Source organism: Paenibacillus sp. sgz302190 (assembly GCF_059820445.1).
In genome coordinates this window covers 85,515-111,860 of sequence record NZ_JBZYAO010000022.1, presented here as the reverse complement: position 1 = coordinate 111,860, position 26,346 = coordinate 85,515, and the positions used below count along the sequence as shown (strand labels likewise).

Here is a 26,346-nt window from a genome sequence, read left to right as displayed (position 1 = left end):
TCAACCACGCGGGGTTCAGCCATCCCCAAAGCGGCTTGTCCAGTGCCGCCGCTTAAACGCACCAAAAAAGCCGGAACAGGCCGACGCGGCGCTATCCCAGCTTTCTAGTCCATTCACTTACAGCGGATGAATATTGAATTCAAATTCCAAATCCTGATCGGCTTGGATCAGGTACTCCTCGTGCACCGGCGCGCCCCAGCTGTCGTCGCCGCCAACGCCCATCTGTCTGCCCGCCACCGTGACGACGGTATAGTGCACGTTCGGCAGCTCGTAATGATGGTACGCATTTTCCAGCTCGAAAGCGGTATACGGCGAAATATTGCACTCCACCGGCTGCTCGGCCGGCGAAGTAATCCGCAGTCCGTGGCCGTCGGCGTTGGTGATCGATACACGGCGGACGCCTGTCCGGTTGCCCGATTCCTGCGGCACGACGTAACCTGACACGTTGTCTGCCGCGTTATTGCGGAATACGCCGAGTCTGGCGCCGAAGGCGCGGTCGATGTAGTTCTCTTCCGGCCCCATCGCGTACCAGTCCAAACCGGAGTAGTCGGCGGGAACTTTGAACGACAGCGCGAAAATCGGCAGCTTCGGCAGGCCCGCCGCCCCTTCGTAGCGCGATTTGACGTTCAGGCTGCCGTCGGCGTACACCGTATAGGCGACAGTTGCCTGAATGTCCGCGTTGATGCTGAACTTGTAGCGGAACGTTACTGTGACGCTGCCCTCGTGCTCCAGTTCCGTCAGTTCGACCCCGACGCATTTGCGCGTCAGGCTGGCGGCGAACCAGACGCCGGAATCGTAGCCGAGCGAGAAGCCTTTGTCATTATCGGTCGTCGCCCGCCAAAACAGCGGCGCCGGAGGGATGCTGATCATTTCCCGGCCCGCGTAGTTGAGCGAGATCAGGCTCCCCGCCTGCTTCGAGAACATGATGCTGAAATTGCGGCCGTGCACGCCTATGTTCACATCGCCTTCCACAACGCGGATCGAACCTTCTGGACGGGCAGGCGCCGCTTGGCTTTCAACCCGAAATACGTGCTGTCCGAACGAAGTCTCGTATCCCGCCTCAGCCCATAGCGTACTCTCCTTCAAATGGAGCGACGCATGAATGGCATACTCCCCGGGCTCGTCCGCGGACGGCAGTTCGAACGGCACGTACCCTTCGCTCTGCGCGGGCACATGGACGCTGCTGCTGCCGCGGAATATTTCCTTGCCTTCATGATAAAGCGCAACGGCCAGTTCATACGCATCCGTGCCTTCAAATAAATTCTCGTTCGTCACTTTCACGCCTTCGCGGTCCGGCGCAAGCTTGATGTTCTGATACAGGAACTTCACTTCCTGCATTTTCGGCGATTCTTTGCGGTCCGCATAGACGATGCCGTTCGTGCAAAAATTGTAATCGGTCGCACGGTCGCCAAAGTCGCCGCCGAACGCGAGAAACTCTTTGCCGTAGCGGTCTTTTTTGACGATGACCTGATCGATATAATCCCAGATAAAACCGCCTTGATACATGGCGTATTTCCGCTCCAGCTCCGTATATTTATGCATGCCTCCCAGCGAATTACCCATAGCGTGCATATACTCGCAGCTGATGTAAGGCTTTTGCGGGCTATCGTTCAAATACGCCTCGATATCCGCAGGCTTCGCGTACATCCGGCTTTCCATATCGCTTGTATCGTTATACTCACGGTTATGAAAAACCCCTTCATAATGAACAAGCCGGCTAGGGTCCGTCTCGCGGAAATAGTTCGATACGTTCAGCAGCACTTCCCCTGCATACGACTCGTTCCCGACCGACCAGATCAAAATGGAAGGATGGTTTTTGTCGCGCTCGACCATCGAAACCGCCCGGTCCATCGAGATATCCTGCCATTCCGGCTTATTTCCCGGTACGTTCCATGACGGTTCGACCGCACCCATTTTTTGCCATGAGCCGTGCGATTCCATGTTCATCTCGTCAATGACATAGATGCCATATATGTCGCACAGTTCGTACCATAGCGACTGGTTCAGATAATGCGACGTCCGGACGGCGTTCAAATTGTTGCGCTTAAGCGTGGCGATATCCCACAGCATGTCTTCCTTCGTAATCGCCCGTCCTCTGCGCGGGTTGAACTCGTGACGGTTCACGCCTTTGAAAACGATGCGTTTGCCGTTCAGATGCATAATTTTTTCGATCATTTCGAATTTGCGGAAGCCGACCTTTTGCACTACCGCCTCGACAAGCTTGCCGGCCTGATCGTAGGCGCTTATGTACAGATCGTACAAGTACGGGTTCTCCGCGCTCCACGGAACAACCTTCCCTGCGTCCGCAGACAGCGATACGGCATCGGCCGAACGCACATCCGACTTGGCCGCCGCCACGGAACGCCCCTGCGCATCCTTCAATTCAAGCGCAAAGCTAGCTTGCTGCGCGCCCGACAGCTTCAAATCTACGCGAAGACTTCCGTTCGCATAAGCGGCATCCAGATCGGCATGGACAAACAGGTCCGATACGTGAATGTCCGGCAAGGCATACAAATACACGTCGCGGAAAATGCCCGAAAAGCGCCAAAAATCCTGATCTTCCAGCCAACTGCCGGTGCTTCTTTGGTACACTTCAACCGCCAGTTTGTTTTCGCCATCCCGGAGAAACGGCGTCAAGTCAAATTCCGCCGGCGTAAAGCTATCTTCGCTGTAGCCGACAAATTCGCCGTTCAACCATACGAAAAAGGCCGACTCCACGCCCTGGAACGAGATGCAGACAGGCCTTCCTTTCATATTGGCAGGCACCGTAAAACAGGTGACATAGCTGCCGACCGGATTATGATCCTCCGGGATCGCCGGCGGGCGGATATCGTTGTGCCCGTCCCACGGGTACATCGTATTTACATATTGCGGCTTGCCGTGGCCCTGCAGTTGGATATGTCCGGGCACATCAATGCTGCCCCAGCTCCCGCAATCGTAATCAAGCTCGTAAAACCGCTCGGGGCGGTCGGCAGGCTTCACGGAATAGCTGAACTTCCAGCTGCCGTTCAGATCGTGCCGCAGCGCCATCGGCGCATACGCTTCCGCCTCCTCCAGCGTTTCGTAGTAACGATGATCGGAATGCGCCGGCAGGCGGTTCACCGCGAATACGCTCACATCGGTGAGCCAGCTCAGGCTTGGCTTGGTCAATTTCATTTCCGTATTCCCCCATTGGATGATTTTCAATTACTCATAATAACTGCGAACGACGATGTCCTGATCGTAATTGCCGAACCCTTTGCCGTATAAAGTCAGTCCACCCCGGCCCTGGGCCACGTCCTCGGCGCTAATCCGCAAAGTCCACTGCGTGTTTTCCCACTCTACATCCTTGATCGTAACATCGGAAATTTGCTGGCCGTCTATAAAGGTGCCGTTCGCATTGATGCGAACCACTTTCAATAAACCGTACTGATTGACGTCACTTTGCCACCAATCCGGTGTCAGCCTGCCTCTCATCCGCCCAAAATCGCCGGGACTCGTCCATACGCCGAGCAGCCGGTCATTGATCGTAAAACGAATATCGGATGGCCAATTGTCATTGATCATGGGAGCCTCGGAGCCGATTTCCAGCGAAATCTCGATTTCCTGTACGAGTTGGTCTTTGAACAAATAGTTGGGTATTTTGTATTCGACAAAGCCTCTGGCAAACCATAGAATGCCGGCATGAACACGTTCGGGATCGAGAAAATAGGTTGGATTGTCGTAGTGGCCGATGATGTTCGCGGTCGTTGCGATGCCGCACGTAGGCGAGACTGCAAAATCCGTGTAATGCCCGACAGGCACGGAAACTTCAACGAATTTCCTGGAGGAAACGGCCGGACGGGACAAGCGGATTTGCAAATATTCCGTCGACAGCGAGCAAAATTTGTACGTCCCGCCGTTAAGCCTTTTCATTTTGCAGCTGACAAGCCCTGCCTGTTGTAATTTGTTGACATGCGTGCTGACAATCGCGCTGCTGAGATACAGCTTGGCCGCCAGCTCCTTGATATGCATCTCTTTTACATACAACAAGTCGATAATTTGCAGCCGAACCTCGCTCGCCAAAGCCTCGTACACCCGAAGCGACTCCGCATCCGTTGATAAATACATAATAACCCATCTCACCTCCAATAAGCAATTTAGTTAATTCAACGAACAATTGCCCGTATGATATTGAATGCTTTTCTTTATTATGATAAATATGAAATAGAATATCAATAACTTTGGATTAATTTATTTATTAATTCAAAAATGGGAGGACATTCATTCAATGCCTATAAAATCGACGATGCTTATCGACAAAAATTTCACCGTTTCTGCCGTAGATCCCCGGCTTTACGGATCGTTTATCGAGCATTTGGGGCGCGCCGTATATGGCGGCATTTATGAGCCCGGCCATCCGGCTGCGGATGAGAACGGCTTCCGGCGCGATGCGCTGGATGCGATCCGTGCCCTGAACGTTCCCATCATCCGCTATCCCGGGGGAAATTTCGTATCCGGCTACAATTGGGAGGACGGCGTCGGCCCGAAGGCAGAGCGGAAGCGTCTGTTGGAGCTGGCCTGGTGGACGACGGAAACGAACGAAGTCGGAACGAATGAATTCGCGGACTGGGCCAAGCTGGTCGGCTCGGAAGTCATGATGGCCGTCAATCTCGGCACGCGCGGCGTCGATGCCGCCAGAAATTTTGTCGAATACTGCAACCATCCCTCCGGCTCTTACTGGAGCGATCTGCGCATCTCCCACGGCTACAAAGAGCCGCACAAGTTCAAAACATGGTGCCTCGGCAATGAAATGGACGGCCCTTGGCAAATCGGCGCCAAAACCGCCGTAGAATACGGCCGGCTCGCCAATGAAACGGCCAAAGTGATGCGCTGGGTCGACCCGTCCATCGAGCTTGTGGCGTGCGGCAGCTCATCGAGCGGCATGAGCACGTTCGCCGAATGGGAAGCTACCGTGCTCGACCTCGCCTACGATCAAGTGGACTTTTTATCCTTGCATACTTACTACAATAACAATGAGAACGATTCCGCCAATTTCCTGGCAAAATCGCTCGATATGGATCAATTCATCTCCAGCGTGGCCGCTATTTGCGATTACGTAAAAGCGAAAAAACGCAGCAAGAAAAAGCTCATGCTTTCCCTGGACGAATGGAACGTCTGGAATTCCATCGGCTCCAGCCGCGCCGAGGAACGCTGGCAAGTGGCTCCGCCGGAATTCGAAGACGTGTACACGCTGGAAGACGCGCTGGCCGTCGGCTGCTTCCTTATCACGCTGCTCAAGCACGCCGACCGCGTCAAAATGGCGTGCATCGCGCAGCTGATCAACGTAATCGCGCCGATTATGACGGAAAACGGCGGCCCGCTGTGGCTGCAAACCACGTACTATCCGTATCTTCACGCTTCGCTGTACGGCAGAGGAACCGTGCTTCACTCCGTCGTCTCGTCGCCGAAATACGATTCCAAAGACTTCACCGATGTTCCGTATTTGGAAGCAATCAGCGTGTACAACGAAGAGCAGGGCGAAGTGACGATCTTCGCCGTGAACCGCCACCTATCCGAAGCGCTCGAGCTTGACGTCGACGTCCGCAGCTTCGGCGAAGTCGGCATCCTCGAACACATCGTGCTGGAGCATACGGATATTAAAGCGGCCAACACCAAAACGAACCCTGCCCATGTCGTCCCGCACAACAGAGGCAACGCCAAAACCGAGAACGGCCATGTAAAAGCCGTACTCGGCCAAGCTTCCTGGAACGTGCTGCGGCTCCGGATCAAATAACGTGCCCCCGCTGCGGGGGCACGATCGCAGCGGCGCTGCTCGGCGGAGCGAGCGAGGCCACGGCTGCGGCGGAGCCGCTTGGCGGCGCGAGCGAGGTCGCGCTTGCGGCGGCGCCGCTCGGCGAAACCGCTCGCCGGGGAGGCAAAACGGCTCGACTGCCGGCAAAAGCCTGCAAAAGTGCAGGTTTTTTCGTACGAAACGACTGGTTTTGAGGAAAAGCCTGCAATTGTGCAGGAATTTCCGGTTAAATGGACCCAAACCCTGCACTTTAGCCGAAAAACCTGCAGATTTGCAGGAATTATTCAAAACCAGCGCATCCAGCAGCAAAAAGATGTATTTTTGCAGGTTTTCTGCGGGGTGCCAGTGATGCAATAGCTCTAAGCGGGCAAGTGTATAGTCTCACTTTTCGCCGGCTTATTTTGGCGAGCAAGATGATTCCTCAAGGCATCGCTTCCGGCCTCCGCTATCCAGCAGACCGGATGCCCGATTAGGAGCAGCAGTAGGAGTTGAAACGCCGTACCGTTACCCCGTACCGCAACAAAAATAATCGCCCATTCCGACGTCTACGGGACATTCGTCCAAACAATATAGTACATGAACCCGTATAATATGGCGTAATTACAACTTTGCTTTAATAAGGAGGAGACCGCTATGGGCGCAAGTTGTGCAGGTTATGGTATGAGTACGAGTACGGCTGCAATCCTGGTTCTGTTTATTCTCTTGGTTATCATCTCTGTAACTTTTGCATGGTAATTCGCTAACCGGGAAAAAAGGCTTCGGGTCGATCCCGCAAGCCTTTTTCTTCTTTTCACCCCGCCGCAACAGGGATCATGATCGTGAATTCAAGGTTGTTATCGTAAGGATCGCCCGCCATCGGGTACACTTCAAAATGCGTAAGGTCCCCGCCGGCCCCGGACAAACCTTGCTGTTCCATCCAGATCAGTGACAGCACCGGCATCCGCCAATCCAATCACAGCGCACTCGAAAACACGCGAAAAATTAGCTCGGCAAAGGTGCTTGGCAGATCGGTTATATTCATGTAAAATGTATTTTGTATCCGCTAACAAGACTGGACAAACTATTGTGTGGAGCCGTGGTGTAGAGGCCTAACATGCCTGCCTGTCACGCAGGAGACCGCGGGTTCGAATCCCGTCGGCTCCGCCAGATTTTAACATTCAACCTAAACTTGAAAAACACCGAGCAGAGTGACGCCTCTGCTCTTTTTTGTATTCGTCGAGGAGCGTGAGATTATGACCCGTCGAGGACGGTTCGCACCAACTCCATCCGGACTGCTTCACATCGGCAATGCCTTCACCGCTCTCGCCGCCTGGCTGCAAATACGCCAGGCCGGCGGCGAGTTCGTGCTGCGAATCGAAGACATCGACAAAGCCCGTTCGCGCCGCGCCTACGCCGAGCAGCTGCAGCTGGATCTGATGTGGCTTGGCATCGATTGGGACGAAGGCCCGCTCGTCGGCGGCCCCTGCGCGCCGTACGAGCAAAGCCGCCGCGAGCGGCTTTACGAAGAGGCGCTGGACCGGCTGCAGCAGGCCGGGCGGCTGTACCCGTGCTTTTGCAGCCGGAGCGAGCTGGCGCAAATCGGCAGCGCGCCCCATGGGCTTGCGTCCGAAGGCGCCGGCTACCCCGGCACGTGCCGCACGCTCTCGGCCGGGGAGCGGCAGGCCCGGGCAGCGAAAAAAACGCCGGCCCTCCGCTTCATCATGCCGTCGCATGCGCTGCCGTTCCATGACGCGCTGGCCGGCCCGCAAGCCTGCCCGGGCGAAGCCTCGGGCGACTTCGTCGTCAAGCGCGCCGACGGCATGTTCAGCTACCAGCTCGCCGTCACGGTCGACGATGCCGCCATGGGCATCACCGACGTGCTGCGCGGAGCCGACCTGCTGGACTCGACGCCAAGGCAGCTGGCGCTCTACGAGGCGCTCGGGCTCAAGGCGCCGTACTTCGCCCACGTTCCGCTGCTGGTCGATGCAAGCGGCCGGCGGCTGGCCAAGCGCGACGGCGCGCTTACGCTTGCGGCGCTGCGCGAGGCGGGGACAGCGCCCGGACGGCTGTTGGGCGCGCTGGCCCATCTCGCCGGGTGGCTAGACCGGCCTGAGCCCGTAACGGCTCAGGAGCTGATTCCGGCCTTCGGACCTGTCCGGCCGGCTAACGGCGCGCTCATCGTCAGCGAGCCGTTCAGGCGCTTGCTCGGGGCGGATTAAACTGCTGCATGCACCCGCTTCGTTTTTGCCGCGACGAAAGGAATAAACAATGCAACCAGACAAATACACAAAACATACGGAAGATACGTTTGGAATGAATAGAGGACGGTTCCTGCAATAGGGCCGACGAATGAGCCGACTCCTTGCACAGCGGCCGCAAAAGACGCAACGCCGGACTGCTCGTTTTCGCTTACGGCTAGCGATGCCGCGGCAGTATAGCCGGGCAAGGTGAATCCGATGCCGATGCCGAAAACCGCAAAAGCAGCCGCATAATACGAAGGCGCAGCCATAAACCAAAAGAAGCCAAGCGCCAGGGCGCACAGTCCGATTTTCAACATCGTGCCGGGCTTCCATTTCAGGAAACGGGTGTTCAGCACTTGCACAGCGACGACAATTACTCCGGCGATCGTCAAGGCGAGGCCGATCATTCTGGCCGCCCCTTGGGCGGAAGCGGCAAGCCGGTCCTGCATGTAAAAGCCTGCCGTCACCTGCAAAATGACCATCACGACGGACAAAGTCAATCCGATGCCGATATACAAACGGATGCGGTAATCCCATGGGGACAGCTTGGCCGCTTTCTCCTGTACGGAGACGGTTTGCCGGCCCGGAATCCGAATCCCGAACAAAAGGATGACTGCCGCCAATAACACGCCCGAGACGTACATGGGAGCGGTGAGGCCAACGGATGCCAAAGCGGCTCCCATCGCCGGCCCGAGCACAAATCCGAGCCCGTTGGCCGCTCCGAACAGAGCCATCCCGTTCGCCCGGTTTTCCGCGGACGTCCAGTCCATCAAATAACCTTGCGCCATAGCCGGAATCGCCCCGAAGAAAAATCCGGCGACCGCACGCAGCGCCAAAAAAATCCAGTAAAGGTGCCCCGCACTTGCGGAAGCCGTATCGGCGATATAGGCAAACGCGACAAGCGTAACCGCGTAACCGGCCAACGCCGAGATCATGATCCGTTTTCTGCCGGCCCGCGCCCATCTGGCCCATACAAAGCTGCCGACAATCCAGCAGATCCCGGTGATCGTAACCAAACTGCCGGACTGGATTTCCGTCAATCCGAGGCTCCTCGCAAGCGGCCCGAGAATCGGGTTAAAGGTCGCGATGGAAATCATGGCGGCAAGAACTGTAACAAAAATGACGATAAAATGATTTTTCATGCTTATTCTCCTTTTCGGTCTAACCTGCAGGTCAACAGCTTTTTATTTGATAATGATTATCACTCGTCGGCAGTTTTTTCGCTACCTGTGGAGGAAGTTTTTTTCCCTGCAAAAGGAGCCATGAAAAACCCCCTTCAAACATAGGTTGAAAGGGGTTGGTTAATCGTTTTCAAATATTCGCCGGGATTGCAGCCGTACTGCTTGCGAAAAGCGGTTGTAAAATTGCTGATATTGCTGTACCCAAGAGAAACCGCAGTTTCCCCGACATTCATCCGCTCCGTCTCCATCAGCCAAAGCGCCTTTTGCATCCGCTCCCGGCGGACAAGCTCGAAAACCGTCATACCGAACAATGTGCGGAAACCTTTTTTTAGCTTGAATTCGTTGATCCCCGCCCGGTTAGCCAGTTCCTTGATCGATAACGGCGTTTCCAGATTGTTTAAAACGCATTCCCTGGCCGCGTTCAGCTTGTCAATATCGTCAGGCCGCAATACGAAATTCCGGCTTGCCGAAGCTTGCTCCTCCTGCTGGAAAAATAGCGCGATAAGCTCCATCGCCTTGCTTTCCATATACAGCCGCTTCATCGGCCCCTGATAGGCGCATTGCATGATGTCAATGACGCATCTTTGAATGGCCGGGGAGTTCGGATAGCGGTCGATGCTCCCTTGATGACGCTGCAGCAGCGTTCCAATGCGGGACATATCCGCCGCATCGCCGGCATAGCGGAACAGCTCGTCGGGGCGCAGGCGCACTTCCAGCGTCCGGTTGCGGATTCCCGCTTTCTTTTCCATATAAATTCCGACATCTTCCAAACAACATACGTTACCCGTCCGTTGACCGATATGCCTTGTACGGCCGTTCCATTCGCAGTAAATTTCGCCGCTCAAACAATAGTTCAACTCGAATATCCGGCAGCCTTCCTGAACGCGCATCTTCAAATCCTGCTCAAAGGTGAGGTCGGAAACGACGATTTCCATACCGGAGCGGATCCGCATCCGGGTGACGGTCCCTTTGCCGAGACGATCCGGCAGCGAAAGCTGCTGTTCCCAGCCCCTGCTATGAACATCTCCGTTTACGTGCTCCGTAAACCGGTCAAAATAATCGTGAATATCGGCAATCAGGAGATCCGCAGCCAAAAAAACTACCTTCTTTCCCCAATATATAAATGAGAATAGTTATCATTTTGCTCATTGTACTTAATTTTTCCGTACAGTTCAAATCCATTTCTGCATTTGTCACAAAAAACTCGGCTAATCAGTCTACTATCATGGAAGGACAACTAAACGACAACGAATGGAAACGAGGAGATGTCACATGAAAATATTCGTAGCAGGATCGACGGGTGTGATCGGCCGCTTGCTGCTCCCCAAATTGGTGCATGCGGGCCATGAGGTTATCGGCATGACGCATAACGAGCGGAACAAAAGCATCATTGAAGAGTTGTGCGCGCGCGCCGTCATTGCCGATGCTTTTGACCGGGAAAGCATGATGTCGGCCGTACATGAAGCGCAGCCGGATGTCATCATCCATCAGCTCACATCTTTGAGCGGCGGCAGCTTCGAGGCGAACTCCAGAATCAGAGTGGAAGGCACGCTGAATCTGGTGGATGCGGCCCTTTCGGCAGGCGTCAAGCGAATGATCGCGCAAAGCATCGCATGGGCGTATGAGCCGGGCGATGCACCCGCGTCGGAAGATATTTCTTTGGACATTACAGCGCCGCCGCCGCGGAAAAGAACGATTGACGGCGTCGCCGCACTGGAACGCGCCGTTGCCGAAATGCCGGACCACGTGATTTTGCGGTACGGGTCGTTTTACGGCAAAGGCACGTGGTATGACCGCCACGGATTCATGGCGGAAAAAATACGGCTCAAGGAAGTGCCGGCGACCGGCGGAATCACTTCCTTCATCCATGTGGAGGACGCGGCGGCCGCTGCCCTGCTCGCTTTGGATTGGCCGTCAGGCGCGGTCAATATCGTCGACGATGAGCCTGCCAAAGGAGCGGATTGGCTGCCCGTCTACGCCGACGCTTTGGGAGCGCCCCGTCCCCCTGTCGAGCCGAGCGGCAGCGGATGGGAACGCGGCGCATCGAATGCCAAAGCCCGCAGCATTTACGGCTGGAAGCCGCTTTATCCGACATGGAGAACGGGCTTCGCCCAAAGCATAGAAAAAATCTATTAGACAACTGGCAGAAACGAATGGTAAATTTAGGCCTATATCACACTTAATTGATGCGATTTATATGAATTATTAATAAACCGGGTGCACAGTGCGGCTAACAAACGAAAGGCGGCGGCAGCATGGAGCTTTACTGGAAACGCAATCTTTATATGCTATGGCTGGGCATGTTTTTCAACCACATGGCGTATACATTGTCGGTGCCCTTTTTCCCTATTTTTTTGCAAAACGATTTGGGGATTCAGAGCGGCTTGGAAGCTTGGTCCGGCGTTTCCATTTCGATCAGCTTTTTGATCAGCGGATTGTGCGCGCCTTTTTGGGGATCGCTCGCCGATAAATACGGCAGTAAGCCTATGCTTATCCGCTCGGGGATAGGCTTGGGCCTGGCGCATCTTGCCAATTTTTTCGTGTACGATCCTTACACGTTTATTTTTGTGCGCATTTTTCAAGGGTTTATGGCGGGCTTTAGCCCCGCTTCCGTCGCTTTGGTCGGTACGAATACACCGGAAAAGCATGTCGGCTACGCGCTGGGCGTCATCTCGACGTCGACGGCTGCGGGAAGCATTATCGGTCCGCTTGCGGGAGGGGTGCTGAGCCATTGGATGGGGCTGCGGGAATGCTTCATCGCTTCCGGGCTTATTACGCTAGTATCCGCGCTCATCGTTCTGGCAGGCGTAAAAGAGGTGCACGAGAAGCAAAGCGGGGCCCGTCCGAGCGTGCTCGACGATCTTAGACAAGCCGCCGGCAACGCGAGATTGATGCGGATATATGGGCTTATTTTGCTCGTCTCGACTTCGGTTTTGATTTTGGAGCCGCTGCTCACGATCTACGTGGTGCAAATCGGCGGCAGCATCAGCAGCGCTTCGCTCAGCTCGGGCATCGTTTTCTCGGCGGTCGGCATCGCTACGGTCATTATGGGCCCCCGCTGGGGGAGAATCGGCGAAAAAATCGGCCACGCCAAGACGCTCTTCATCGGGCTGATAGGCGGCGGCATCGGCAATCTGCTGCAGCTCTTCGTTCATCAGCTTGTCGGCTTCGGCATCCTTCGCTTCTGCTACGGATTGCTGTTCGCAGCCGTTTATCCGTCCATGAATGCGCTGATCGTAAAATATTCGGGCCCCGACTTCCGCGGCAGGGCCGTCAGCTTGAGCCAATCGGCGAACCAGTTCGGCATCGTGGTCGGCCCGCTGCTCGGCGGCTTTCTCGGCGGATGGATCGGCATTCAATTCGTCTTCCTGCTCACAGGCCTGTCGCTCCTCGGAGCCGCCTGGACCCTTAAAGCAATCGGCTCCAAGCAAGCCGACCGGACGCTGGCCGGATAACGGCCTAACCCAGACGGGGCGGATACCGGTGGCGCGTGGCTTGTTCGAAACCGTATGCAATTTTGATCAGCACAGGTTCACTGAATGCTTTTCCCGAGAAGACTACGCCAAAAGGGCCTTTCGTGGAATCGCCGTCCGGGTCAATAACTCCATTCGCCGAATAGCCTGCCGGAACGGTGATCAAAGGATACCCCAACCGTGCAGCGATAAACATGCCGTCGACATCCCCAGGCAGCATCAAAGCGTCCAAACCGTATGCATCTATGGCATAATCAATTCCTTGTTTCAAAGGCAGTTCCATGTACGCTTGTTTCTTTTGCAAATAGGTTTGCTCCGTCAATGCCGTCGCTTCCGCCGCGGTCAGCGTGTCTTGCCCGTATCGGAGAGCTGTCTCCGCGTTTTTTTCATTGAATGCAATCAATTCTTTCAAAGAGTGAACCGGCACGGAATCAGCCAATTGCGATAAGTACTCGTTCAGCCCCTTCTTGAATTCGTACATGATGACTTCGTTGTTCCAGCTTTGCTGTTCGACGTGAAGCACGACCGGGTCGACAATCGCAGCGCCTTCTTGTTTCAAAACGGCAATGGCGGCTTCCATAATCGCAAGCCTTTCCTCGTCCAAATGCTCATAATAATGCCTCGGAATGCCGATTCTCGCATGGCGCAAAAAGTGCGCATCCAAAAACGGCGTATAATCGGAAAAGGAACCCTTCTCGCCCGCCAAGGTTGCGTGATCTTTGCCGTCGGCTCCAGTCAACGTGCCCAAAATCACAACCGCATCCGAAACCATCCTCGCAATCGGCCCCGGAGTATCCTGGCTGCCGGAAATAGGGATAATGCCGGTTCGGCTCACTAATCCGACGGTAGGCTTGATTCCTACGACAAAATGTTGGCTCGCAGGGCCGACGATGGACCCCGCCGTTTCCGTTCCGATCGCTGCTGCTCCCAAATTGGCGGCTACTGCGGCGGCAGATCCCGAACTGGACCCGCTGACGAAAATTTTCCCCGGGCCATATGGATTCAGCACAAACCCGCCCCGCGAGCTGTACCCCGCCGGCATCGCGCTTGACATGAAATTGGACCATTCCGTCATATTCGTTTTCCCGAGAAAAACGGCGCCTGCCGCGCGGAGCTTTGAGGCGACGAACGAGTCCGCCACAGCGAAAGATTCGGCTAGCGCTATCGAGCCGGCGCTCGTATGCATATTATCGTGCGTGTCTATATTATCCTTTAATAAAATGGGAATCCCGTGCAGCATCCCCCGGCTTCCTTGTTCTTTGCGTTCCCGGTCCAAAGCCCGTGCTGTTTGCAAAGCATCCGGATTGATTTCCAAAATGGAATTAATCGCCAAATCATACCGGTTAATTCGCTCCAAATACACCTGTACGAGCTCTTCCGATGTTACGGAACCCGCTTCCATCGCCGCCTGCATACTCGCAATATCTGCTTCTATGATCCATTCCTGCAGCTTTATACTCAATTGACAGCCTCCTAATTTTTAGGAAAATATGCTAGCCACTTAACCTTACCACACTTGTTTCGCGGGCAGGAATGGAGAGTTTGGTTATAGTTAAAGTTAAGCCGAACAAAAAAAGGCTGTCCTCCAGGCCTTTTTAGACCTAAAGGACAACCTCTTGAGCTTCATACTCCCGCTCTATTCTGGAATGACAATCGCATTGCTGCTGCCATCTTCGTAGCGCGTATTGCTGAAAGATGCGGAGGCGGATTCTACGTCCAGCCAGAACCAATCTTTTTTCGCAACATCCTTCCAGTTTGCTGTGCCGAGCTCAGGCGTCGGGCGTTTCAGCAGCGTATTTATCGCTTTTACCGCTTCCGCCCGCGTCAATGGCCGATCCGGCCGGAACGAGCCGTCTTCATAACCGGCGACCAATCCGGCAGCTTTCGCCGCTTGGATATAGCCGGCGGCCCAGTGGCCTTGCGTGTCCGTGAATGACAGCGCGCCGCCAGCCGCCTCAAGCTTGTTCAGCCTCGTGATAATCACGGCGAGCTCCGCTCTCGTTATCGGCGCGTCGGGCTTGAACGATCCGTCCGGGTAGCCGCCAAGCAAGCCTGCGCCTTGCGCCTGGCTGATGGCTTTTGCCGCCCAGTGCGTGTCCGGCACATCGCGGAATTGCTGCACGCCGGTTGGCTGCTTCGGCAGGGTTACAGCTTTTACGAGAATGCTAGCCGCTTCCGCGCGGGTGATCGACTGATTCGGTTTAAAAGTTCCATCCGGATATCCGTCAATCCATCTCGTATAGGAAACAGTATCGACGGCTTTTTTCTGAATCTCGACGATGCTGAAAGTACTGAATTTGGTGATGACAATTTCAATACCGACCGGATTCCTTTGTGCGTCATATTGAATAGCGCCACGCTGCAGCTCCTTCTGTCCGTCGCTGTGCTCAATATACACGCCAAGAGAAGATAATAATTCGTTTCTTTTCTTCGGATCCGACGGGATTTCAATTCCTTGTAACGAGAAGGTCAGTTTCGCCTCCTGGTTGGTCAGGTTCGCTTCAACGGTCATCGGCGTTCCGTGAAGAACGACTTTCCCGCTTCCCGCCGCTTTCGTTACGAGCTGCGCAGTCAGCACCCGATTCTCGGCTTCCTTCTTAGCGGCTTCCGTGCGAATCGGAACAAAACGGACATTTAAATCTTCATTTGATTGCAGCGCCTTTGCAACCGCATTTTGGGGAAGCGCAATTTGCACTTCATCCGTCTCGATGCTGAGCGACAAACCGTTTCCGTCCAAAGCTTTCAACGTGTCCCCGGAAATATTGACGTTAAACTCGTCGTGCCCGTCAGGAATTTGCGAGATAATGAGTTTGAACTTCTTCTGCTTGCTTGCCGTGGCATCTTCGATTGCCTGTTTGACAATATCAGGCGCTAATACAATCTTGTCGATAATCCTGCCATCCGGTGTACGTTCCCGCTGCACCTCGACCTGCAAGGTCGCTCCATTTTCCCCAAAAGACAAGCTGACTTTCACAGGAGCTTCGGCAGGAATCGAACCCGATCCGGAGCCTGATCCGGAACTGGCCGGCTGCTGCTGTCTGGTTACGTTCACGGTATAAGTCTGCGGCTGTCCGCCATAATTCGGAGTCACAACAATCTGAATGCTGTTGCCGCCCACAGCCAAATTGATCGGCTGGCTGGCAACGCCTGCAAGTGCCGGCGCTCCGTTAATGGTGACGGTCGCTCTTGGATCATACACAGAGGCAGTCACCGTTGTAGAATTGACTTCGTAAGGAACGGTTCCCGAATAAGTCAAAGTTTCCAAATTGAATGGCGGCGTTAAACTCACTCCGCTCAAGCTCAACCCGGTAAGCTCCGCACTGCCGAAGCGCGTAATATTCAAAAAATAAATTTGCTTTGACAAGTCCTGGGAAATCACTTTAACTGGTATCGAATTCAGCCCTTCATTTAGAGCGATTGTAATGGGCTGGCCGTTCGACGGTTGATCGTTGATTTCCAAACGCGTTGTCGGATCGTATACAACGCCTGTAACTGTGGCGCTGTACACCGCATTCGTTACGCTTGCCGTATACGCAACAGAACCGGTCCCGGCAGGCTGAATCTCCTCGATATTTCCGCCTAAAGCAATTTGCAGCTTCACACTCTTATTCGAAGAAGGGCTGCGCGTTACGGCGATCGAGTACGTATTCGTCGTGCCGTCCTGGGCCGTGACAACTACCGTAATCGGGTTGATGCCTACGTTCAGCGGCACGTTAACGGCGCTGCCCGACGATGCAGGCGTTCCGTTGACGGTTAGCGTAGCTGTGCTGTCAGCCGCCGCTGCCGTCACATTCACGCTCGCTGCGCTGTTGTCGACGGCCGCCGTATATGTGAGCGTGCCCGGTACAAAGGCGGGAGCAAGCGTTCCGGCGCTGAGCGTCAGCGCACCCAAGCTCGCGTTGTTCGATACTCGCGTCACGTTCAGCGTATACGTCTGCTGCGTTCCGTCCTCGGCCGTGACAAGCACCGAGATCGGGTTGATGCCTACGTTCAGCGGAACGCTGACGGCACTGCCCGACGATGCTGTCGTTCCGTTTACGGTTAGCGTTGCTGCATTGTGCGCAGTTGTTGGTTTCACCTCTATACTCGTTACGCCGCTTCCCACAGTCGCCGTGTACGCTGTCGTGTCCGACTCAAAATCCGGCGACAGCTTTCCGGCGCTGAGCGTCAAATCGCTCAATTTCGCGTTGTTGGACAATCTTGTCACCGTCAACGTGTACGACTTTTTCGTCGTTCCGTCCTGTGCCGTGACCTCAACCGTGATCGTGTTGCTTCCCACGTTCAACGGTACATTGACGGCGCTGCCTGGCACCGGTGTTGTTCCATTGACCGTTATCACAGCTGTGCTGTCCGCTGCCGTTGGGGTCACATCCACAGTCGTTGTGCCGTTGCCGACGGTTGCCGTGTACGCTATCGCGCCCGGGTCAAAATCCGGCGCTAGCTTTCCGGCGCTGAGCGTCAGCAATCTCAAGCTCGCGTTATTCGATACGCGCGTTACATTTAACGTATACGTCTGCTTCGTTCCGTCCTCGGCCGTAACCTCAACCTTAATCGTGTTGATTCCTACGTTCAACGGCACTGTCGCGGTATTGCCTGTCACCGGTGCGTTTCCGTTCACCGTGAACGACGCCTTGTTGTCCGCCACCGTCGCGGTCACATCCACGCTCGCCGCGCTGTTGCCAACTGTTGCCGTGTACGCCGTCGTGGCCGATGTAAAAACCGGATCAAGCGTGCCCGTACTTAGCGTCAACCCGCTCAAACTCGCGTCATTGGACAATCTTGTCACCGTCAACGTATATGTTTTTTTCGTCGCTCCGTCCTGCGCCGTGACCTCCAACTTGATCGTGTTGATTCCCACGTTCAGCGGCACGTTAAGGGCGCTGCCCGACGTTGCTCTCGTTCCGTTTACGGTTAGCATTGCTTCATTGTGCGCAGTTGTTGGTGTCACTTCAATGCTCGTTACGCCGCTTCCCACAGTCGCCGTGTACGCTATCACACTCGGGTCAAAAGCCGGCGATAGTGTTCCGGCGCTTAACGTCAACAAGCTCAAATCAGCGTTGTTCGATACTCGCGTCACGCTCACTTCGTACTGCTGCGTCGTGGCATCCTCGGCCGTGACAACGACCGTGATCGTATTGACGCCTACGTTCAGCGGCACATTAACGACTCCGCTCTGCGGTACGTTTCCGTTCACCGTAACCGTCGCTTTACTGTCTGCTACCGTTGCAGTCACATCCACGCTCGCTGTTCCGTTGCCGACGGTTGCCGTGTAAACTGTCGTGCCCGATGCAAAAACCGGCGTCAGCGTTCCGGCACTGAGCGTCAAACCGCTTAATTTCGCGTTGCTGGACTTATTTCGCGTCACGGTCAGCGTGTACGTCTGTTGCGTCACACCATCCTCGGCGGTGACAACCACTGTGATCGTATTGATTCCTACGTTCAGCGGTACATTGACGGCACTGCCCGACCCTGCTGTCGTTCCATTCACAGTTAATGTCGCAGCACTATGTGCAACCGTCGAGGTCACGTCTATACCGGTCACATCGTTGTTAACAGTTGCCGTGTACGCAAACGTCCCCGATGCAAAAATCGGCGTCAACGTGCCGGCGCTTATCGCCAATGCGTTCAAGTTCGCATTGTTCGATACGCGCTTCACCGTCAGCGTGTATGTCTGCTTCGTCGTGCCGTCCTCGGCCGTAACCTCAACCGTGATCGTATTGATTCCCACATTCAACGGCACTGCCACCGCATCGCCCGACAATGCGGCGCTTCCATTCACCGTAAGCGTCGCTTTGCTGTCCGCCGCCTGAGGCGTCACATTGATACTTGCAGTGCCGTTGCTCACGACCGCCGTATAGGCAAACGTACCCGATGCAAAAACCGGCGTCAACGCGCCCGAACTTACGCTCAGCCCACTCAAATTCGCGTTGTTCGATATTCTGGTCACCGTCAGCGTGTATGTCTTTTTCGTCGTGCCGTCCTCTGCCGTGACCTCAACATCGATCGTATTGCTTCCTATGTTCAGCGGCACGTTGAAGGCACTGCCCGACGTTGCCGTAGATCCGTTCACCTTAACCGTTGCCGTATTATCCGCTACCGTCGGAGTCACGTCTACGCTCGTTACGCCGCTTCCCACGGTCGCCGTATACGCGAGCGTCCCCGAGCCAAAGCCCGGCGTCAACGTGCCGGCACTTATTGCCAACGCGTTCAGGTTCGCGTTAGTGGACTGAGCCGCACGGGTTACGGTTATCGTGTACGCCTTTTGCGTGGAGCCGTCTTCCGCGGTTGCGTTGACCGTAATGACGTTGCTTCCTACATTTAGCGTCACGGCTCCACTGGCTTGACCGCTGCTTACCGCAACATTGTTTACTTTAACGGTCGCATGAGATTCGTTCACAGTTGGAGTTACCTTTACCGAACCGACCGCATAAGGAACATCTGCCGTATAGGCAAGCGTCCCGGAAGCAAAAGGTTCCTTTAACGACGCATTCGATAAAGTCAGTCCGCTCAGGCTTGCGTCGCTGCTCTGCACCGTCGTATTGTGGGTGCCTGTATCGTTGCTGAAGTCGAGATTGCCGCCTCCGGATACTTGCACAGTGCTTGTCACCGTACGCGGCGCATTTGCCGCGACATTGACAGTCACATCGATGACAGGATAGCTTGCTCCGCTGCTCAGCGCATCTGAACGGGTACACGTCAACGTTCCGACCTGGCAAGTCCAGCCGGTTCCGGCAATGCTTGCAGCCGTCAGACCCGTCGGCAGCGTAACCGTCGCCGTAACCGTGCCGTTCGTTTTGGCTTTTCCCGTATTGGATACGGTAACCGAATAATGGGCCCCGGTCTTGCCTTGAGAAAATACTCCGTTCGGAGCGATCGCAATCTGCAGATCCGTTCCATCCGGATTGGCAGCGACGTCCCCAGGCGTATTTCCGCTAATGGTTGTATTGGTCACAACCGGGGCCTGGCTCGCATTGACAAATATGCCGCCTCCACGCGTCGCGGTGTTGCCGGTTACCGTCGAATCCGTCAGCGATACGGAACCTGCATAAAAGTCGAGTACCAGCCCGCCACCGTCCCCGCCTGCAGTATTGCCCGACAATGTCGTGTTCGTAATGACGGCCGGAGTTCCCAAAAACAGCCCTCCGGCCCGGCCGCCGAAGCCGCCGGAACTTATCGCTTTGTTGCCCGTTATCGTGCTGGAACTTATCGTGACGTTCCGCAAAGACGACGTGGCCGATACGAACGAAATCCCTCCGCCGGAGCCGTACGCAACGTTATTTTGCACCGTAACGTTGGTCAGGTTCACGCTCATGTCGCCTTCCAGATAAATGCCGCCGCCCTGGGAACTATAGCTGGGCGAGCTCACTTCACCCGCCGTGTTGCCTGTAAACACAACGTCCGTCAACTGCACCTTGCCCGCCGGCAAGCCCGAAACGAACAGACCGCCACCGTGCCCTCCGGCCGAAGCGATATTGTCCTGGATAACGGAATTACTGATGGTCAGCGTCTTGGTCCCGACGTCCCCGGCGATTCCGCCGCCTCCGTACCCGTCAACATCGGGAGCTTTGCCGTAACGAATGGTCAAGCCTTGTATAGTCACGTTATACCCTATCGAGTCAAGAGTCGGATTAAATTCGAGCACCCGGTTCGACGCCGTCGAAGCGCTGCTTGTGCTTGCCTGAATAATCGTATCCGACGGATTATTGGAAGTACCGGTAAGCGTAATATCGCTCGTAATTTGCAGTTGGCCCAATGTCAGCGTATATGTACCTGGCGGAATTTGAATTTGATTTGTGCCGCCAAGAGCATTCGCTTCCATGATCGCCGCCCTTAGAGAACAATTTCCACCGTAGTCCAAACATGCAGAATTCCCCGGACTGGCGTCCACAGTATCCGCTGTTGTCGTTACCGTAAATGCCGCCGCATGCGCCGAACCGCTAAACCCCAGCAGCCCGCCTGCCGCAAGCAAAATCCCGAACAAGGCGACTTTGACATATGTATGCCTTAAAAAAGAACGCCCGTATCCTTCCTCTTCATAGATCACTTCCCCATGCTCCTCTCAGCCCCATCGTCGAATAACCTGGCATTACTATGTGCGCGGCGGGAATGTGCCCTGCAAAGCAATGCAAAAATTGAGCGTCAAATACGGCTGCATATTGTTATGCGGCTGCCCGCCGCCCGCCGGCAAAATGGCCGCCTCCCCCATGCTCACCGGCGCCCCCGGGCTTGTATACGCAAGTCCTGCGCGCCTCCCGGGCGTATCCCTCCAGATTTGGCCGGCCGGCGACTCTTGTGTACCTCCGCCGGTTCCATATTGCAGCATATGGGAATGCGCCGGCATCTCGGACGGTATCAGCGTGACATACTCCGTTCCGCCTGTTTGACCGAGCGAATACAGGCTCAGACCGGGACCTTGTCCGGCATGCAAAGCTGCCATTCCCTGCAAATTCGGAAGGGCAAACGTAGTTCTGCCGTCTCCGCCATAAGTAGTCCCCAGCAAGGAGAACAACGCCACATTTTGCGAAATCGGCATAATCTGCCCATCGCACAATGCCCAGCCTTTAGGCGCAAAATTGAATGGGAAAATGCAAATCTCTCCAACAAACGGTGTAGCAGTCATAGTGTCTCTCCTTAATTTTGACTTGGAAATACGCCGGTTGTAGCAATAATAGCGTTCAAAACCAAATAAGGCTGCATGTTCAAATGCGCCTGACTCCCGCCGGCGGGAGCAGCCGCGGTATCCGACGCGCTATCCGCCACCAATGCGTACGAGCTCGTAGAGGTCACGGCGAAAATATTGTTTTGCGCAGTCTTGGTCGAGGCCGGGCTGCCGCTGGCCGTGATTGCATGCGTATGCGCCGGCAATTCGTTAATGGTTAACGTATGACCCTGCTCTCCGCCCCTCTCCCCCAAAGTGTGCCCGTTCCCTTGATGGATGGGCACTCTGCTCTGCAAATTCGGAAGACCGAAATTTACCCGGCCGTCGCCGCCGTACGTTGTGCCGAGCAAAGAAAACAACGCTTGATTTTGATTGATCGCCATCAGTTGTCCGTTGCAAAGAGTGTATCCGCCGGGAGCGAAGTTAAATGCGACCCAACGAACTTCGCTCAAGAAAGGCTCGGTTCCGCTTCCGCCGTCCGGGGTGGGAAAAATGCCGAATAAGCTGATGATATAATTGACCGCCAGATAAGGCTGCACATTGGCGTGCGGCTGGCTCCCGCCGGAAGGCCCGACGGTGGAAGCATTCCCCATCATGGTCGCTTTCGTCCCTGTCCCATCAGTGAACTGGTTTAAAGTCGACCTCGCAACCACCGTATTTTCGGGACTGTTCGTACTGCCGTATTTGGACGATACGCCGGAGGTGTGAGTATGGGCGGGAATTTGACTGACGGTTAACGTAACGCTTTCCGTTCCGCCCGTTTCTGCATGTACAAACCCGTTTCCCTGATGAATCGGGACGCGGCTTTGCAAATCCGGCAAAGCAAAAGTGCTCTGGCCATCCCCGCCGAAAGTTGTACCTATCAAATTGAACAATGTTTCGTTTTCGCTAATCGCCAGCACTTGCCCGTTGCAAAACGCCCAACCGGCAGGCTCAAAATTGCCCGCAAAGATGCGAATCTCCCCTACAAAAGGCTGTCCCATCGTGTCCCCTCCTAAAAGCCGCTCATTTTCCATACTTGCCGCTGCAATCAATCTCCGCTTCAGAGCAAACCAATAGAGGATGATCCTGAATATCAGTCCATCCCCCGGCTCTATCTCGCAGCTAGTCGATTATGGCAGCAATATGATGAATATAATTCTAGCAAATATATTAGGATAAATCATTCATTTTCGTAGATTTTGTGCTATCTTTATATTAAAAACACCCCATGTTCGGAGGAACTGTAGAATGGAATCGAAAAAAACGCTATCTCGCCGACATTTTTTGAAATATTTAGGAGCAGGAACCGCTTCGATGGCGGCTGCATTTTCCGGACTAAGCATCCTAAGTACAAAAGCCAGTGCAAATTCCGGCGTCAACGATTATGAGCAGCTGCCTGAGACGTTTAATCCTACCTTACATACCGCAGCCGATGCGGATCAATTGCTTTTGGCCGGCGGATATGCTTATGACGTGCTGGCCGCATACGGCGATACGATCAATAAATCGGGCGATACGCTAGGTTTTAACAGCAGCTGCACATCTTTTTTTCCGATTCCCGGCTCCAGTTCCGAAGCGCTGTTATGGGTCAATCACGAATCGGCCCGGTATCCATGGATGTTGGACCGTGCAAAAGCTGTGACGTGGGAGCAGCAGAAACAGCTGCTTTACGATCAAGGCGGTGCCGTGCTGCATATTAAAAAAGATGCCTTCGGCCATTGGAAGCTCGTCTCCGACTCTACCATAGCCCGCCGCATTACCGGGTTAACGCCTGTCGAACTGTCCGGTCCCGCCCGCGGTTCCAAAGCCGTCGGCGGTGCGACGCTCGTTCAGGGCACGTTCGCCAATCGCGGGGGCGGGCAAACTTTATGGAACACCCAGCTTACGTGTGAAAATCGATTCGAAGCGACCAGCCGCGACGCCGGTCTGGCGCCCGTCCATTACGGATGGGTCGTCGAAATCGACCCGTTCGATGAGCAGAGCAAAGCCGTCAAGCATACGGCGCTGGGCCGGTTCCATCATGGCAGCGCAGCTATGACGTTGAGCGGCGACAACCGGGTTATCGTGTACATGGGCGAAGATTCGGCGGACGGCTTCGTCTACAAGTTCGTAAGCTCGGGCAAGTGGTCGGAGGCGGACGGCAAGTCGAACGCCAGGCTGCTCGGCGACGGTACGCTCTATGCCGCCGATTTTGTTCAAGGCCGCTGGATCGAGCTTTCCATCGATAACGTTCGGAAGCAGTTGAGCCGCCTGGCCTACCAGGTTCCGGAAAGCATGTTTAAATCCAGGGAAACGCTGCTCGAGCAGTTTCAATCCCAGAGCGACGTCCTGGCATCCGCCAGCGAAGCCGCGCTGATCGTAGGAGCCACTACCTGCGACCGGCCGGCCGCTCTAACCGTTCATCCGGCGAATAACAACGTGTTCATCGCCTGTACGCACAACGAGATCCGGGGCAACCTGCACGGCCAAATCATCCGCTTGAAGGAAGGCTTCGGAGAAGCGTTCGCCTCCGAGACTTTTATCACCGGCGGGCGCCAGAGCGGCTTTAGCTCTCCCGGCAGCCTGGCTTTCGACGGCAGCGGCAATCTCTGGGTCGCTTCGGATATTGCCCCTGAGCGGCTGAATACCGGAGCGTGGGCGGAATTCAAAAACAACGGGCTCTACCTCCTGCATCCAACCGGCGCCGCCCAAAAAACAAAGCAGTACGCATCCGCGCCAACGGAAGCGGCTTTAAGCGGGCTTTCCTTTGCCGGCAATCAATCGGCTACGTTTGTAGCCGTTAACCATCCCGGAGCCGCAGGCGCCGGAACAGACAAGCCGACCAGTGGATGGCAGCGCCGCCCGGGACAAAAAGAAGCCCGCTCCGCCGTCGTCGTTATCACGCGATCGCTGTAAACGGCAATAAAGGGCTGCTTCACAGCAGCCCTTTCGGTTTCCCAAATGCCCTTATAGTTCGCGGGGCAACACTGAATTCAAGCAAAAACCTCGACGGTAAAACCTCCCGGCGCCAACACGTAAAATGTCCATGCATGCGACCTTTGCGGCGGTGCGACATCGAATCCATCGGCCGTTAGTCGCCGGTTAATCTCGTTCACCTTCTCTTCATTCTCCTGCCCGAAACCGATATGAAACGTTTTGGGATAGCTGACTTGAGCGCCTTTCATCAAGGTAAGCACCATCCCGTTGTCATCAAACAGCACGGCAAACGCGCTGCCGCGCGCGTCCCCGCCGGTGTCCATACCTTTTAAACCGAAATATTTCTCCAAAAACGCCCGAGCCGCCGCAACGTCAGTGACCGTAAGATTCAGGTGATTAAGCTTCATCGGCTTCACATCCTTTTCTTATTGATCTTTCCTTATAAATGTATCACATTTTCTTTTTAAATTGCCTATCTGAAGGTTACCGCATTGAGTTGTCCGCGGCATAGCGTATATAATAAAGCAAGAATATAGTTTAAAAGAAAAGGTGTCATTCATGAGCATACTTAACGTAGAACGACTAAGCCACGGCTTTGGAGACCGCGCTATCTTCAACGATGTATCGTTTCGCCTGCTCAAGGGCGAGCACATCGGACTCATCGGCGCTAACGGCGAAGGCAAATCGACCTTCATGAACATCATTACGGGCAAGCTTCAGCCCGATGACGGCAAAATCGAATGGTCCAAGCGCATGCGCGTCGGCTATCTGGATCAGCACGCGGTGCTCAGCCGGGGCATGACTATCCGCGACGTCTTGAAGGGAGCTTTCCAGTACTTGTTCGATATGGAGCAAGAGATGAACGACATGTACGCGAAGATGGGCGACGTCTCGCCGGAAGAACTGGAGCAATTGCTCGAAGATGTCGGAACGATTCAGGATACGCTTACCAATCAGGATTTTTACATGATCGATGCCAAGATCGAGGAAACCGCCCGCGGACTGGGGCTTACCGATATCGGGCTTGATAAGGACGTTCACGACCTGAGCGGCGGACAGCGGACGAAAGTATTGCTGGCGAAGCTGCTGCTCGAAAAGCCGGATATTCTCCTCCTCGACGAGCCGACGAACTATCTCGACGAGCAGCATATCGAATGGTTGAAACGCTACCTGCAGGAGTACGAGAATGCATTCATTCTGATCTCCCATGACATTCCGTTCCTGAACAGCGTCATCAATCTGATTTATCATATGGAAAATCAGGAGCTGAACCGCTACGTCGGCGATTACGAGCATTTCCAGCAAGTATACGAAATGAAAAAGCAGCAGCTGGAATCGGCCTATAAACGCCAACAGCAGGAAATCGCCGATTTAAAAGATTTCGTAGCCCGCAACAAAGCGAGTGTTGCGACGCGGAACATGGCGATGTCCAGACAAAAGAAGCTGGACAAAATGGAAGTTATCGAGATGGCGAAGGAAAAACCGAAGCCGCAGTTCAATTTCAAAGAGGCGAGAACGTCCGGCAAGCTGATTTTCGAAGCCAAGGAGCTCGTCATCGGTTACGAGGAACCGTTATCCAGACCGCTCGATCTCCGCATGGAGCGCGGCCAGAAGATCGCCCTGGTCGGGGCGAACGGCATCGGGAAAACGACGCTGATGCGCAGCATTTTGGGCGAGATCAAGGCTTTGTCCGGCTCCGTTCAGCTTGGAGAAAACTTGCATATCGGCTACTTTGAGCAGGAGTCCAAAGAGGCCAACAACAATACGTGCATCGAGGAAATATGGAACGAATTCCCATCTTTTACGCAGTTCGAAGTGCGCGGGGCGCTGGCCAAGTGCGGACTCACGACCAAGCATATCGAAAGCAAAATTACCGTGCTTAGCGGCGGCGAAAAGGCGAAGGTGCGCCTCTGCAAGCTGATCAACCGCGACACGAACCTGCTCGTGCTCGACGAGCCGACTAACCACCTGGACGTCGATGCCAAGGATGAGCTGAAACGCGCCCTCAAAGCGTACAAAGGCAGCATCCTGCTCATTTCCCACGAACCGGAATTTTATCGGGATGTCGTTACGGATACATGGAACTGCGAGTCCTGGACGACGAAAGTATTTTAAAATCGCAGAACAACGTTAAAACGGCCCT

18 protein-coding genes and 1 tRNA gene are annotated in these 26,346 nt (G+C 54.8%); 9 read left to right on the top strand and 10 right to left on the bottom strand.

Annotated features, from left to right (window positions below):
• Positions 1-117: 117 nt before the first annotated feature.
• Together lacZ and AC6RNO_RS22945 are read right to left on the bottom strand one after the other, a co-directional pair.
• On the bottom strand, positions 118-3,156 hold the full coding sequence (gene lacZ / locus AC6RNO_RS22950; RefSeq protein ID WP_497106883.1) for a beta-galactosidase, LacZ type: 3,039 nt from the start codon (positions 3,154-3,156) through the stop codon (positions 118-120).
• A 30-nt stretch (positions 3,157-3,186) separates the two neighbouring features.
• Positions 3,187-4,089, bottom strand: a complete 903-nt coding sequence (locus AC6RNO_RS22945) for an ArsR/SmtB family transcription factor (RefSeq protein WP_488435679.1) — start codon at positions 4,087-4,089, stop codon at positions 3,187-3,189.
• Between the two features lie 160 nt (positions 4,090-4,249).
• On the opposite strand from AC6RNO_RS22945, the gene arfA reads away from it, so the two are divergent.
• The 3 genes from arfA (at position 4,250) to AC6RNO_RS22930 (ending at position 6,508) form a co-directional block, all read left to right on the top strand.
• Positions 4,250-5,755 (top strand): arabinosylfuranosidase ArfA, encoded by a 1,506-nt coding sequence (arfA, locus tag AC6RNO_RS22940; protein ID WP_497106882.1) that lies wholly within the window; start codon positions 4,250-4,252, stop codon positions 5,753-5,755.
• Between the two features lie 78 nt (positions 5,756-5,833).
• Entirely contained in the window at positions 5,834-6,130 is a 297-nt protein-coding gene (locus AC6RNO_RS22935; protein WP_497106881.1) for a hypothetical protein, read from the top strand.
• 276 nt (positions 6,131-6,406) lie between these two features.
• Positions 6,407-6,508 carry a YjcZ family sporulation protein gene (locus AC6RNO_RS22930; protein WP_474682916.1) on the top strand — a complete coding sequence of 34 codons (102 nt, stop codon included), beginning with the start codon at positions 6,407-6,409 and terminating at the stop codon, positions 6,506-6,508.
• A gap of 55 nt (positions 6,509-6,563) precedes the next feature.
• Here AC6RNO_RS22930 and AC6RNO_RS22925 read toward each other — a convergent pair whose 3' ends face one another.
• Positions 6,564-6,707, bottom strand: coding sequence for a hypothetical protein (locus AC6RNO_RS22925; protein WP_497106880.1), 144 nt, complete (start codon positions 6,705-6,707; stop codon positions 6,564-6,566).
• Positions 6,708-6,842: 135 nt separating this feature from the next.
• On the opposite strand from AC6RNO_RS22925, the gene AC6RNO_RS22920 reads away from it, so the two are divergent.
• Together AC6RNO_RS22920 and gluQRS are read left to right on the top strand one after the other, a co-directional pair.
• Positions 6,843-6,919, top strand: a tRNA-Asp gene (locus tag AC6RNO_RS22920).
• 86 nt (positions 6,920-7,005) lie between these two features.
• Positions 7,006-7,971: a tRNA glutamyl-Q(34) synthetase GluQRS gene (gluQRS, locus tag AC6RNO_RS22915; RefSeq protein ID WP_497106879.1), complete on the top strand. Its 966-nt coding sequence runs from the start codon at positions 7,006-7,008 to the stop codon at positions 7,969-7,971.
• Here the strand turns inward: gluQRS and AC6RNO_RS22910 are convergent.
• Together AC6RNO_RS22910 and AC6RNO_RS22905 are read right to left on the bottom strand one after the other, a co-directional pair.
• Positions 7,968-9,134: an MFS transporter gene (locus AC6RNO_RS22910; RefSeq protein ID WP_497106878.1), complete on the bottom strand. Its 1,167-nt coding sequence runs from the start codon at positions 9,132-9,134 to the stop codon at positions 7,968-7,970. The genes gluQRS and AC6RNO_RS22910 overlap by 4 nt on opposite strands.
• Positions 9,135-9,268: 134 nt before the next feature.
• Positions 9,269-10,267 (bottom strand): helix-turn-helix domain-containing protein, encoded by a 999-nt coding sequence (locus AC6RNO_RS22905; protein ID WP_497106877.1) that lies wholly within the window; start codon positions 10,265-10,267, stop codon positions 9,269-9,271.
• Positions 10,268-10,445: 178 nt separating this feature from the next.
• Here AC6RNO_RS22905 and AC6RNO_RS22900 point away from each other — a divergent pair, with 178 nt between their 5' ends.
• Positions 10,446-11,309, top strand: coding sequence for an NAD-dependent epimerase/dehydratase family protein (locus AC6RNO_RS22900; protein WP_497106876.1), 864 nt, complete (start codon positions 10,446-10,448; stop codon positions 11,307-11,309).
• 119 nt (positions 11,310-11,428) lie between these two features.
• Positions 11,429-12,628, top strand: coding sequence for an MFS transporter (locus AC6RNO_RS22895; RefSeq protein ID WP_497106875.1), 1,200 nt, complete (start codon positions 11,429-11,431; stop codon positions 12,626-12,628).
• A gap of 4 nt (positions 12,629-12,632) precedes the next feature.
• Here AC6RNO_RS22895 and AC6RNO_RS22890 read toward each other — a convergent pair whose 3' ends face one another.
• From AC6RNO_RS22890 to AC6RNO_RS22875, 4 genes are all read right to left on the bottom strand, one after another.
• Positions 12,633-14,108, bottom strand: coding sequence for an amidase family protein (locus tag AC6RNO_RS22890; protein WP_497106874.1), 1,476 nt, complete (start codon positions 14,106-14,108; stop codon positions 12,633-12,635).
• Between the two features lie 174 nt (positions 14,109-14,282).
• Positions 14,283-20,690, bottom strand: a complete 6,408-nt coding sequence (locus AC6RNO_RS22885; RefSeq protein WP_497106873.1) for a cadherin-like beta sandwich domain-containing protein — start codon at positions 20,688-20,690, stop codon at positions 14,283-14,285.
• Positions 20,691-20,735: 45 nt separating this feature from the next.
• Positions 20,736-21,266, bottom strand: coding sequence for a tail fiber protein (locus tag AC6RNO_RS22880; protein WP_497106872.1), 531 nt, complete (start codon positions 21,264-21,266; stop codon positions 20,736-20,738).
• 11 nt (positions 21,267-21,277) lie between these two features.
• Positions 21,278-22,288: a phage tail protein gene (locus tag AC6RNO_RS22875; protein WP_474682908.1), complete on the bottom strand. Its 1,011-nt coding sequence runs from the start codon at positions 22,286-22,288 to the stop codon at positions 21,278-21,280.
• A gap of 247 nt (positions 22,289-22,535) precedes the next feature.
• On the opposite strand from AC6RNO_RS22875, the gene AC6RNO_RS22870 reads away from it, so the two are divergent.
• On the top strand, positions 22,536-24,182 hold the full coding sequence (locus AC6RNO_RS22870) for a PhoX family protein (RefSeq protein WP_488435689.1): 1,647 nt from the start codon (positions 22,536-22,538) through the stop codon (positions 24,180-24,182).
• Positions 24,183-24,259: 77 nt separating this feature from the next.
• Here the strand turns inward: AC6RNO_RS22870 and AC6RNO_RS22865 are convergent, their stop codons facing one another.
• A complete protein-coding gene (locus AC6RNO_RS22865) occupies positions 24,260-24,610 on the bottom strand; it encodes a VOC family protein (RefSeq protein WP_474682904.1) in 351 nt (116 codons plus the stop codon).
• Positions 24,611-24,761: 151 nt separating this feature from the next.
• On the opposite strand from AC6RNO_RS22865, the gene AC6RNO_RS22860 reads away from it, so the two are divergent.
• Positions 24,762-26,318 (top strand): ATP-binding cassette domain-containing protein, encoded by a 1,557-nt coding sequence (locus tag AC6RNO_RS22860; RefSeq protein WP_497106871.1) that lies wholly within the window; start codon positions 24,762-24,764, stop codon positions 26,316-26,318.
• Positions 26,319-26,346 lie beyond the last annotated feature (28 nt).

What these genes read in the sequence shown, in the direction of transcription:
- AC6RNO_RS22930 (WP_474682916.1), top strand. Translation starts at nt 6,407, where the DNA reads ATGGGCGCAAGTTGTGCAGGTTATGGTATGAGTACGAGTACGGCTGCA.
- AC6RNO_RS22900 (WP_497106876.1), top strand. Translation starts at nt 10,446, where the DNA reads ATGAAAATATTCGTAGCAGGATCGACGGGTGTGATCGGCCGCTTGCTG.
- AC6RNO_RS22870 (WP_488435689.1), top strand. Translation starts at nt 22,536, where the DNA reads ATGGAATCGAAAAAAACGCTATCTCGCCGACATTTTTTGAAATATTTA.
- AC6RNO_RS22860 (WP_497106871.1), top strand. Translation starts at nt 24,762, where the DNA reads ATGAGCATACTTAACGTAGAACGACTAAGCCACGGCTTTGGAGACCGC.
- arfA (WP_497106882.1), top strand. Translation starts at nt 4,250, where the DNA reads ATGCCTATAAAATCGACGATGCTTATCGACAAAAATTTCACCGTTTCT.
- AC6RNO_RS22875 (WP_474682908.1), bottom strand. Translation starts at nt 22,288, where the DNA reads ATGGGACAGCCTTTTGTAGGGGAGATTCGCATCTTTGCGGGCAATTTT.
- AC6RNO_RS22865 (WP_474682904.1), bottom strand. Translation starts at nt 24,610, where the DNA reads ATGAAGCTTAATCACCTGAATCTTACGGTCACTGACGTTGCGGCGGCT.
- AC6RNO_RS22910 (WP_497106878.1), bottom strand. Translation starts at nt 9,134, where the DNA reads ATGAAAAATCATTTTATCGTCATTTTTGTTACAGTTCTTGCCGCCATG.
- AC6RNO_RS22880 (WP_497106872.1), bottom strand. Translation starts at nt 21,266, where the DNA reads ATGACTGCTACACCGTTTGTTGGAGAGATTTGCATTTTCCCATTCAAT.
- AC6RNO_RS22945 (WP_488435679.1), bottom strand. Translation starts at nt 4,089, where the DNA reads ATGTATTTATCAACGGATGCGGAGTCGCTTCGGGTGTACGAGGCTTTG.
- gluQRS (WP_497106879.1), top strand. Translation starts at nt 7,006, where the DNA reads ATGACCCGTCGAGGACGGTTCGCACCAACTCCATCCGGACTGCTTCAC.
- AC6RNO_RS22895 (WP_497106875.1), top strand. Translation starts at nt 11,429, where the DNA reads ATGGAGCTTTACTGGAAACGCAATCTTTATATGCTATGGCTGGGCATG.
- lacZ (WP_497106883.1), bottom strand. Translation starts at nt 3,156, where the DNA reads ATGAAATTGACCAAGCCAAGCCTGAGCTGGCTCACCGATGTGAGCGTA.